General features: G+C 45.9%; 10 protein-coding genes and 1 pseudogene. 1 reads left to right on the top strand and 10 read right to left on the bottom strand.

All coding sequences use genetic code 11. From position 1 onward, the window contains the following. The 10 genes and pseudogenes from KDK19_RS07785 to mnmG form a co-directional block, all read right to left on the bottom strand. Nucleotides 1-158: pseudogene (locus tag KDK19_RS07785) on the bottom strand (F0F1 ATP synthase subunit B); the annotation flags it as partial. Nucleotides 159-370: 212 nt separating this feature from the next. After that, nucleotides 371-625, bottom strand: a complete 255-nt coding sequence (gene atpE, locus KDK19_RS07780; protein WP_257253757.1) for a F0F1 ATP synthase subunit C — start codon at nucleotides 623-625, stop codon at nucleotides 371-373. A 91-nt stretch (nucleotides 626-716) separates the two neighbouring features. Then, nucleotides 717-1,598: a F0F1 ATP synthase subunit A gene (gene atpB, locus KDK19_RS07775; RefSeq protein ID WP_257253759.1), complete on the bottom strand. Its 882-nt coding sequence runs from the start codon at nucleotides 1,596-1,598 to the stop codon at nucleotides 717-719. Between the two features lie 51 nt (nucleotides 1,599-1,649). Next, the gene (locus tag KDK19_RS07770; RefSeq protein WP_257253761.1) at nucleotides 1,650-2,084 is read right to left on the bottom strand and encodes an ATP synthase subunit I; all 435 of its coding nucleotides are present in this window, start codon (nucleotides 2,082-2,084) and stop codon (nucleotides 1,650-1,652) included. A 281-nt stretch (nucleotides 2,085-2,365) separates the two neighbouring features. Beyond that, on the bottom strand, nucleotides 2,366-3,268 hold the full coding sequence (locus tag KDK19_RS07765) for a LysR substrate-binding domain-containing protein (RefSeq protein WP_257291682.1): 903 nt from the start codon (nucleotides 3,266-3,268) through the stop codon (nucleotides 2,366-2,368). 1,184 nt (nucleotides 3,269-4,452) lie between these two features. Continuing rightward, entirely contained in the window at nucleotides 4,453-4,788 is a 336-nt protein-coding gene (locus tag KDK19_RS07760) for a hypothetical protein (RefSeq protein ID WP_257281901.1), read from the bottom strand. Nucleotides 4,789-4,905: 117 nt separating this feature from the next. Then, entirely contained in the window at nucleotides 4,906-5,811 is a 906-nt protein-coding gene (locus KDK19_RS07755; RefSeq protein WP_306674591.1) for a ParB/RepB/Spo0J family partition protein, read from the bottom strand. Further along, on the bottom strand, nucleotides 5,808-6,614 hold the full coding sequence (locus KDK19_RS07750; RefSeq protein ID WP_257275763.1) for a ParA family protein: 807 nt from the start codon (nucleotides 6,612-6,614) through the stop codon (nucleotides 5,808-5,810). Before KDK19_RS07750 ends, KDK19_RS07755 begins: the two co-directional genes overlap by 4 nt. Before the next feature lie 52 nt (nucleotides 6,615-6,666). Beyond that, nucleotides 6,667-7,311, bottom strand: a complete 645-nt coding sequence (gene rsmG / locus KDK19_RS07745; protein ID WP_257281903.1) for a 16S rRNA (guanine(527)-N(7))-methyltransferase RsmG — start codon at nucleotides 7,309-7,311, stop codon at nucleotides 6,667-6,669. A 627-nt stretch (nucleotides 7,312-7,938) separates the two neighbouring features. Then, a complete protein-coding gene (gene mnmG, locus KDK19_RS07740) occupies nucleotides 7,939-9,813 on the bottom strand; it encodes a tRNA uridine-5-carboxymethylaminomethyl(34) synthesis enzyme MnmG (protein WP_257275614.1) in 1,875 nt (624 codons plus the stop codon). A gap of 838 nt (nucleotides 9,814-10,651) precedes the next feature. Between mnmG and KDK19_RS07735 the strand changes: the two genes are divergently transcribed. Next, the coding region (locus KDK19_RS07735) for a hypothetical protein (RefSeq protein WP_257291681.1) at nucleotides 10,652-10,870 on the top strand (219 nt) is incomplete at its 3' end.

Here is a 10,870-nt window from a genome sequence, read left to right as displayed (position 1 = left end):
TCTTTTTGACCACGGGCTGCAGCGTCCCGTCCGTCAGCAATTTGTTTCTTGCGGTCGTTAAGGGCCTGCATGATGGGTGGCCATACATACTTCATGCAGAACCAGACAAACACCGCGAAAGCGATCGTCTGACCGATGATAGTTGCATTGATATTCATGCGAACTCCAAATGCTCCAGTAAAATCTTAAAATCCTGCCTCAGATGAGCGTACTATTTTATTTAGCAAAATAAGACGCTTCCAACAAAGTTGCTTGGGTCAGCGTATCAGCCATTGAGTACTAACCAGGATCTTTGTTCGGCTTATCGTTTCGATACGGTTTTATCAGACCGGCCGTACATCAACGCCAAGCCGGATCTTCACTACAGCTATTACTGAACCAGAGCTACAAACGGGTTAGCAAAGGTGAAGAACAGGGCTATACCTACTGCAATCATAGGCACAGCGTCAAGAAGACCCGCTACGATAAACATTTTGGTTTGCAACATAGGAGCCGTTTCAGGCTGTCTGGCAACACCTTCAAGGAATTTGCCGCCCAACAAACCAAAGCCGATAGCTGTAGCCAGAGCCGCAAGACCCAGCATGAAAGCAACACCGATTGCAGTCAGACCTACTACCAGTTCCATATTTCCTCCCGACCTATTGTGGTCTTTGTTAAGTTGAAGTTTTAGGTTAGTTAACACACCACGTCAGTCACCTGACGTGCAATATCTATTATTAATGGTCTTCGCTTGCCATGCTGAGATAAACGATGGTCAAAATCATAAAAATGAATGCTTGCAGAGTGACCACGAGAATATGGAAAACAGCCCATCCAAAGTGCAGAGGTAGCTGCATGTAGCCGACCAGAGCAATCAGAATGAAGATCAGCTCACCTGCATACATGTTACCAAAAAGACGCAGAGCCAAAGAAATCGGTTTGGCAATCATGGTAACGGATTCCAGCAGAAAGTTGATTGGAATCAAAAGGGCCTGCACAGCTTTATTCGGGCTGCTGAACGGATGCAGAGTCAGCTCACCAATAAACCCACCAATACCTTTCACTTTGATCGAGTAAAAGATAATTAACATAAAGACGGACAAGGACATACCCAATGTAATATTCGGATCTGTACTCGGTACGATTTTCATATAAGGAATGCCCAACACAGTGGCCAGACCAGGAATCCAGTCGACAGGGATCAAGTCCATCAGGTTCATGAAGAAAACCCAGCAGAATATAGTCAATGCAAGCGGTGCGATCAGGTTATTTCTACCATGAAAGGAGTCTTTGACACTGCCATCAACAAATTCAACGACCATTTCGACAAGATTCTGCATACCGGTGGGAACCCCGGCAGAAGCACGCTTGGCTACCATACGAAAGATCGTGATAAAGACCACACCCAGCAGAACTGACCAGAACAAGCTGTCTACGTGAAACGCCCAAAAGCCCATTTCTTTTGCTTCAGCAGCAGTTTGGGCAAAAGTCCAGGTGTCTTCCGACAGAACACCCAGCTCATTGCCATAATTATCAACACGTTCAAAACCTGCAGGCAGCTTACCGAATGTAAGATTCTGCAGGTGGTGGGCTATGTACTCAGATGCAGTCGTCGCCATGAATTTTCCCGTACACCATCATTGTATAAATCTGTCGTCAGTAAACCCGCGTCAACTCTTTATTAGTAGAGGGGTCAGCCAGCTTACTGCCTGAATCAAAGCAAATGCACCGAACATCGCCAAGGGTTCGATTGACGGTATCAGTGTAAAAATCAGAATGAACGCAAGGATCGTTAAAGCAAACTTTCCGGCTTCACCCTGGTAAAATGACCTGACTATTTCCTGCGCCGCACTGGCTCCCCGATATCGAAATGCTCTCCAGACCAGATAAGCATTGGGGATACTGCATGCCAAACCACCTGACAGAGCGGATACAGCGAAAGACTTACCCAGCGGCAGCAAAAGCAATGTCAGAGATACTGTAGTCAACAGTTGAGCAACGACAACACGATAGAAACGCGGCTGTTGCAAATGCGGGTACCTGGCCCGACTGTCACTTCTAAACATCTCTTTGCTTTTGGCTCTCCACGTCGTTTCTACAGACATAGATTCCTGTATTTTACCTGAACATCATGACAGGCCTGATAAGTCTTAATCCGCCCCTCAGAAACTGGCAGGGGTTTCAGCCTTTGCGATGTGTGAAGACAGTTAAACATCAGATGGTAAAACTTCACACAACTGAAAATCTTAGAACTTTTTTTCACCCCTTCGGCGCGCGAAAGTATACTAGTGACATGCACCTACGTTCAACTAATATCTTAAGGGTTGGTTTTATACGACTACGGAACAGTAACATCCCGCCAACCTGAATGGATAGCGGCCAATCATTAACTGATTAAAAGCTTGTCATCCCATCTCAAAATAAAATCAGCGACTTTCTTGATCACACCACTTCGATATTTTTTTCTGTTTAGTAACAAATAAAAATGACGATTCAGGGTCAGGTCAGACACGCTGATTGTTGATAGCAGACCCGCATTCCTGGCTCGCCATACAGCCAGGTTGGAAATACAACCAATACCCAGTCCTTCCATGACAGCCTGCTTAACGGCTTCAGCCCGGTTAAGGCTCATAATGACGTTGGGCGTACACAAGCGTGCAGCCAGCACTTCATCAAACAGTTCACGTGTTCCCGAGCCTGTCTCCCTGAGTATCCACTCTTCGTCTTTCAGTGACTGAAGATCCACTGTCTTCCCGGCCATGGGATGATCAGGGTGACAAATAATAACAAGCTCATCTTCGCGCCAGGGGATCACTTCAATATCCGGGTGCAGACAGCTACCTTCCACTACGGCCAGATCAACCTCCATAGCCAATATTCTCTGCTGAATACTACGGGTATTATCAACCGTCAATTCGGCCCTGATATGAGGGAATTCCTTGAAAAAATCCCCAAGGATACGAGGCATCAGGTTATTGCCAATGGTGGAACTTGCATGAATCTTCAGCGCTCCCTCTTCATAACAGCTGTTCTCTATAAACTGCGTTTCGATCTCATGGGCGCGGTCAATCAGCTCTGCAGCCAATGGTAATAATGCACGTCCAGAATCGTTTAATGTCATGGACGCGCCAGCGTGCCGGTCAAATAAAGGACCTAAATGCTTCTCCAGTTCTGACAGAGCCATACTGGCAGCAGGCTGTGAAATAAACAGCGATTCTGCCGCTGCAGTGACTCTGCCGCACTGGGCGACCGCCTTAAAAATTGCAAGCTGTCTCAATGTGATATGCATCTACTGCTCCGATACCAATGGCCCACTCAAAAAGGACGTTACGACCGCGGTTGGCATAAATTAAACATGGCTGAAACCAATCTCAACAGACATAAAATAATATTACATTTATCGCATAAATAATTGATTTTTAATTATAAAGAAGAGTATGTCATCTTTCGATAATTTTTGTTTTTTCTAAGGAGTCCGAACAAGTTTTGAATTAAAAATAGATTTACAATCACCTACTCATAAGTCTTCCTTATAAGACTCCATTGATTTATTGATTATTCAAGAAATAAGCCTGCTTCTTATAATTTATTGACCATCACCAGACCAATAATAAAACTTTTTATAGGGATCTTTTGAAAGCGTACCCAAAAGAAATTCCTATAACAATTATCCAATGAGGAGTAGCCATGCACAGGGAATATGATGACACTAATATAAGGCATTGGGTTGATCTTAAAAAACAAACATCTGTTCTCGAGAAAATTGTGACTTGCAAAAAAAAGAGAAAAAACCCATCAACACTTGATAGTCTTAGCGCTTTTTTTCGTGAAGCAGATAAGTATTTGAAATAAGCATTTTGTAGGAAAATTTATCCTGCTTTTTCATCCTCCCTGGCTTTTTTCAGGATAAAATACGATAACTTTTTCAGGGTTAAACCGGGTTTGACCAAGTAATGAGCTGATTTAACCAACCCGGATAATAGTGATATACAGAACACATAAGCTCGACTTATAAGTGTCTATAGTTTTATTGATTATCCGCAGAGACCTTCAGACCTCTATAATTCGCTCGCCATCATCAAGAACAATACGTAACCGCTACTTTCAACTTCCGACATTGAAAGATCGGCAGATACGACCGAGATCACGAGTCACGACAAAAATATAAAACATATTAAGCACATAGCATTTGCACCAGAAGAACAGCCACTGTTCCTGGAAATGCATTTATCATAGCAGTGAAATTGTTATCGGATTTTGTTTATTAAAACCAGTAATCTTCAGGACAAAATTCTATAGCTTTTTCAAACTGACAGTGTGCGACAGCTATTAGGCTGCTTTATGCAGCCGATTTTTTGGTCTGCAATCTGCCTACATTCTGCTCGACTTCTGAGCCCATTTTTAAAAACGCTTCATTAAAAACAATTAGCCGCTTTCAATATCGCTTCTCTGACAGGTCAATCCAGTAATACTCTAATTGTTGTTGGCACTGGGAACAACCTGACCTTTCTCTTTAGTCGTTTGACCAATGTAATCAGCCAGGACCTGACGATTTTCATCAGGAGCAGCGAAAGCAACAAACTTCTCTCTGGTACCTGCAAAGTTACCATCACCAAAGTCCCGGTTGGTGCGATCCAGACAGACAACCCAGTTCCCTTCGGGCACCATCCAGTCAACGACCATTGTGGAAATATTATCAAGCTCCATGCCACTCCGGGCGAAGAAGCGCTTGAGACGCCCACGCTTGGAGTCAATTCCGGTACCGTGCTCCACAGTTCGGGCAATACCGGACAGGTTGAGTGACATCAATCTGATACTCAACTCCTTCAATCGCATCGAAGTTGTAATCGAAATACATGAATGCCAACAACATTATTATCAGGGCTTTGCGTATAACCTACCTTGTGTTTATTGGGTATGGGGCACTCATTGAATATGAGCCAGAACCCCGTCCAGTTCATCCAGGCTATTGTAGGAAATCACCAGTTTTCCCTTGCCTTTGGCATTGTGGGTAATGGCCACTCTGGCTCCGACACGATCCGATAAGTCGTCCTCCAGACGTTTGATGTCAGGATCTATTTTCTTCGAGGTCTTTTTCTTACCCTGCTCTTTTTCCTGCACCATGCGACGCACCAGAGCTTCTGTCTGGCGAACAGAGAGCCCCTTAGCCACGACGGTTCTTGCGGCTTCCAGCTGTTCCATATCAGACAGTGGCAGTAGAGCGCGGGCGTGCCCCATTTCCAGGTCACCGTATTCCAGCATTTTTTTTACGTCAGAACTCAACGACATAAGACGTAAGATATTGGCTACTGCTGCTCTGGATTTACCCACGGCCTCAGCCACTTCCTGCTGAGTCAGTTCAAACTCTTTCTGCAGGCGTGAAAGCGCAATGGCTTCTTCAATAGGGTTAAGATCTTCCCGCTGAATGTTCTCGATCAGTGCCATCGCTATAGCCGCTTCGTCAGGAACATCCCGGACCAGGGCAGGCACTTCAGCCAGGCCGGCAAGCTGTGCAGCTCTCCAGCGACGTTCTCCGGCAATGATCTCATAACGATTATGAGACAACGGGCGAACCACAATGGGTTGCATGATGCCCTGGGCCTTGATACTTTCAGCCAGTTCTTCCAGAGCATCCGGATGCATATCCCGACGCGGCTGATATTTTCCACGCACCACAAACTCGACAGGAATCTCTTTCAGCTCCTTGTCCTGAAAGGTTTCGCCTTCAGACGTTTCTGTCAGGTTGGTTAATTCATCGGAAACGGATGAAGAGAGGTTAGCGCCTCCCATCAGCGCACTTAAATTGGTGCCAAGACGTTTTTTAGCCATCAGGTTCCTGTCTTCCTTTCAGTCTTGAGCCCCTTGTTAAGAGCCTCTTGTCTGCGAACCAGCTCACCCGCCAGTGCCAGGTAAGCAACCGCTCCTCTGGAGGTTCGGTCATAAGCCAGTACCGGCTTACCATGGCTTGGAGCCTCTGCCAGACGCACATTCCGTGGGATAACGGTACGATAAACCTGATCGCCAAAATGGCCAATCAACTGTCTGGAGACTTCGTTGGTCAAACCCATTCGGGGGTCGTACATGGTTCTGAGCAGACCCTCAATGTGCAGCTTCGGATTAACGGTCTGTCTGATACCGGTAATGGTTTCCATCAGAGCGGTTAAGCCTTCCAGAGCATAATACTCACACTGCATGGGTATTATGACGCCTTCTGCAGCAGTCAGAGCATTCAGCGTCAGCATATTAAGCGACGGAGGGCAATCAATCAGAATAAAGTCGTAGCGATCACTAACAGCAGAAAGTGCATTTCTCAGCCGCGTCTCTCTGGCCTCCATTGACATGAGTTCAACTTCAGCGGCAGTGAGGTCGGCGTTAGTGGGAACCACGTCGTAGCCGGCTTCTTCTGCGTTCTGAATAACCTGATCAATGGTGCATCGTCCGGTCAAAACATGATAGGAGGAATACTCCAGACCATGCTTATTGATACCACTTCCCGTCGTGGCATTGCCCTGAGGGTCCATATCAACCAGTAAAACCTTTCGTTTGGTCGCCACCAGAGAGGCGGACAAGTTGATGCAGGAAGTGGTCTTTCCTACCCCACCTTTTTGGTTCGTTACCGCAAGAATTTTTCCCACTGCCAATTGCTACCGTATCGTCTTTGTGTTTTTAAAAAGCTGTTTGTTTAAACTACACGTCTGCCTTCAGGATAACCAGATGCCTCTGTGCTTCACAACCCGGAACGTACAGAGCATGACTTTCCAGAAGGGAAATTTCCGGTCTTGACTGCTTCAGATCAACCAGTTCCTGTTCCGGAAACAGGCCTTTCATTGCCAGAAACTTTCCACCCGCCCTGATCAGATGGTGTGTGCCATTGACCATATCAGCCAGAGAACTGAATGCTCTGGACATAATAACGTCAAACGGCTGGTGTGCCTCAAAGGATTCTACCCGGCAATTTGCCACTGTGACATTTTCAAGACCCAGTTCTGTTTTAGCCTGAGTCATAAAACGGGTTTTCTTACCGTTACTGTCCAGCAACGTGTATTGCTTTTGTGGGTTAAGGATCGCCATAGGTATGCCTGGCAGACCGGGCCCGGAGCCTACGTCCATTAGATAATCACCTTCCATAAAGGGAGCAATACTAAGGCTGTCGTGTATATGCCGAGACACCATTTCCAGCGGATCCCTGACGGCGGTCAGATTATAAGCTCTGTTCCACTTGGCTAGCAGCTCTACATAACGGGCCAGCATGTCCGCCTGGCTATCCGCCAGCGACAGGGATTGTGCAGCTGCGCCCTCGCAGATACGTTCACGTAAGGACAGAAATGACATCAAGAATCAGTCCAGATAGGGTACATAGATTAAGAGCCTTACGGCTTGGTGGATAGTGTATTGCAATAAGCGTATTCAGTCGAATTCAGAACTTTCTGATTGCACGTCAATCTCACAGGCCCGCAGAACAAATCCTCAATCAGACAAGAGAGAGTCATGATAAACTCTCAGCTAAGCATGAACATTACTGTCTATTGATTATTTCGCACGGTTATTCTGGATGGTGGCTATGCCTTCACTAATTTCTTTGGAAAGTCATACATTGTGTTATCAATAGACTTATGAAAAAAATAATCAAACGACTCTCACAGACTATTCTTGGCAGGCTCAAGTCAGGGGCTGATCTTTTCTCCGGTAAGCCATCAAAAACTGGATTAACCGTTAGAGAACAGACTCAGTTAATCACCGACTTCTCAGCATCGACTCTGAATATCAGGAAACCCGCTCTAATCGCTCAACCCGTTAAGCTCTACCCGCTGAGAAAAGACCGAATGGGACTGTGCAATCGTTTAAAAACAAAGCGCCAGTCTTTCCGAGAGCGGGCTCTGAAAAGGAAAAACCGATGCCCGAATCGAAACAGGCTTCATCTCTCAACTAGAAATTCAGGCCTGCATCAGTGGGCAAAAATCAGGCAACCATCGAACGTTTTTTAAGATGAATCAGTAGCAACGAGACCGCTGCAGGTGTCATCCCCTGAATACGGGAAGCCCTTCCCAGGGTTTCTGGCCTGTTATCAGCGAGTTTCTGCTTCAGCTCATTAGACAGGCCCTCAATCACACTGTAATCCAGAGTCTCAGGGATCTTTGTACCTTCGTAGCGACGCAGGCGATCAATCTCTTCTGTCTGACGATGGATATAGCCTTCGTATTTGGTAGCAATCTCAACCTGCTCACACACCTGAGGGTTTTCCTCCGGCTCACCGGAGAGTGAAGCAACATCCACATAAGTCAGCTCCGGACGACGCAGCAGTTCCTGCAAACTGTATTCACGACTGATGGGGTTGGAGAGCTTGCTATCGATTTTTGCCGAAGCTTCAGTCTTTGGATGAATGTAAGTGGTCCGCAGGCGTTCACTTTCCTTTTCTATTCGCTCTTTTTTGTCGCAGAAAGCCGACCAGCGCCTGTCATCCACCAGACCGAACTCACGACCTTTTTCTGTCAATCGCAAATCTGCATTATCTTCACGCAGAATCAGGCGATATTCCGCACGGCTGGTAAACATTCTATAAGGCTCACTGGTGCCATTAGTAATCAGGTCGTCTACCAGAACCCCAATGTAGGCTTCATCCCTGCGAGGACACCAGCTCTCCTTACCCTGAGCTCTCAAACCGGCATTCAAACCAGCCAGTAGTCCCTGGGCCGCGGCCTCTTCATAGCCCGTGGTGCCATTGATCTGTCCGGCAAAGAACAAACCATCTATTGCTTTTGTTTCAAGAGAATATTTCAGACCTCTTGGGTCAAAGTAATCGTATTCAATGGCATAACCCGGACGGGTAATGTGAGCATTTTCCAGACCGCGGATAGAACGCACCAGATTGACCTGAACGTCGAAGGGCAGACTGGTGGAAATACCATTGGGGTAAAGTTCATTGGTATTCAGGCCCTCTGGCTCGAGGAACACCTGATGTGATGACTTGTCTGCAAAACGGGTGATCTTGTCTTCAATGGAAGGGCAGTATCTTGGGCCAATGCCTTCAATCACCCCGGTAAACATGGGTGAACGATCAAGACCACCGCGAATGATCTCATGGGTCCGTTCGTTGGTATGAGTAATATAACAAGACACTTGACGTGGATGCTGTTCAAAAGAGCCCAGATACGACATAACCGGAACCGGTGTGTCACCCGGTTGCTCTTCCATCACCGAAAAATCAACAGAACGGGCGTCAATCCGGGCAGGCGTGCCTGTTTTCAGACGCTCAACGGCCAAATCAAGATCTCTCAATCGATTGGCCAAAGCGATGGAAGGAGGATCTCCTGCTCTGCCACCACTGTGATTTTCCAGACCAATATGAATTCGACCACCCAGGAAAGTCCCAGCGGTCAGAACGACATTAGTTGAAAGGAATCGGATACCCATGTTCGTCACAACACCAGTGACCTGACCCTGCTCTATCATCAGGTCATCAGCGGATTGCTGGAATATCCACAAATTGTCCTGATTTTCCAGAATATTCCGGATCGCTTCTTTATAGAGTGCTCGATCAGCCTGGGCTCGGGTAGCCCTGACAGCGGGACCTTTTCGCGCATTTAAAACCCTAAACTGAATACCTGCCAAATCCGTCGCCAGACCCATGGCTCCACCCAGGGCATCCACTTCTTTCACCAAGTGGCTCTTACCAATACCACCGATGGCAGGATTACAGGACATCATCCCCAGAGTTTCGATGTTATGGGTCAACAAGAGTGTTTTAACACCCATGCGTGCAGAAGCGAGTGCGGCCTCTGTGCCCGCATGGCCACCACCTATCACTATCACATCAAACCGGGTTGGAAAATCCACTGCCAAGGTCACATCACCTTTATTCGTTAACAGGCCAGTAAAAAAGAGGCGGATTATACCTCAACTCTTTTGTCCACAACACGCATCCTTTTCATAACAGACGCTATTCAGCCTGTTTATTTCAGCTGAGAGAGGTCTATTGCTATCGGTGTATAGCTTAGAGCGGCATCAGGCAGCGGGTCAGTCGTAAAGCCCGAAGTCTTCTATGTCGTCTTCCCACTGCCTTTAGAGGTCTTTACCTGTGAGTAACATTAAATACAGTTGCCATCTTTAACGTAGTGTTTATTAGATTTTTTTATTATGTATAGTGTGAGTACTTTCTGTGGATAAGCAAAAAAAATAAATATATATCAACATCTTATAAAATGAATAAGTATGTCAGTCTGCTGTTGGGATCTTCCGGTTAAGATGTAGTTTACCTGTGGGTAAAAGAGCTTTTATCCACAACCGAAATTTATCAATATCTTATCCCGGTACCTATAAATAGTTTCTCTATGCAGCTTTCCACAAGCCATTTCTAAGAGAGCCTACCCACTGTAAGGTTGATAATCCCTGCATTTGAGGCGTGTTTAGACTTATAAAGTGATATTTTTTATCCACAAGACATATAACTACCTGATCCTGTGGAATTGAATATTCAGAGGGTTCTTCGTAAGTGCTCAAAAGTCGAAGAAGCAGAATTGCAGGGCGATGCAAAAGAGGAAATACCGCAACAGAAAGCAAGAACAATGGTTGATCTTTTTTTAACTGTTTTTTTGCTGGATAGAATAACGTTGTCTGTATCATCCGGTCAGCGGTGGCTATGCGGTACTCTGTCTACGTGAATATCAGAGTCCTGATGGTTCACTCAGATTCACCGCCTGATAAAGCCAATTTCAGGCGCAGACCCCTGGGAACTTTTTTAAATCAACACGGTCAAAATAAATTACACGGTCGAAATAAATTAATAGTTGTAAGTACGGTGGTAGCAATGGATTGCCTAAAGAAAATAAGTTTTATTTTTTGTTTAAGTTCTATGATAATTGCTCAGTGTATTGCCGATTGTATTAATAGTTAC

It is taken from the genome of Endozoicomonas sp. ONNA1 (assembly GCF_024606325.1).
GTDB lineage: Bacteria > Pseudomonadota > Gammaproteobacteria > Pseudomonadales > Endozoicomonadaceae > Endozoicomonas_A.
Note: the sequence above shows the minus strand (reverse complement) of the source record. Positions and strands in the feature narration are given on the sequence as shown.

What these genes read in the sequence shown, in the direction of transcription:
- KDK19_RS07770 (WP_257253761.1), bottom strand. Translation starts at nt 2,084, where the DNA reads ATGTCTGTAGAAACGACGTGGAGAGCCAAAAGCAAAGAGATGTTTAGA.
- KDK19_RS07765 (WP_257291682.1), bottom strand. Translation starts at nt 3,268, where the DNA reads ATGCATATCACATTGAGACAGCTTGCAATTTTTAAGGCGGTCGCCCAG.
- rsmG (WP_257281903.1), bottom strand. Translation starts at nt 7,311, where the DNA reads ATGTCATTTCTGTCCTTACGTGAACGTATCTGCGAGGGCGCAGCTGCA.
- atpB (WP_257253759.1), bottom strand. Translation starts at nt 1,598, where the DNA reads ATGGCGACGACTGCATCTGAGTACATAGCCCACCACCTGCAGAATCTT.
- atpE (WP_257253757.1), bottom strand. Translation starts at nt 625, where the DNA reads ATGGAACTGGTAGTAGGTCTGACTGCAATCGGTGTTGCTTTCATGCTG.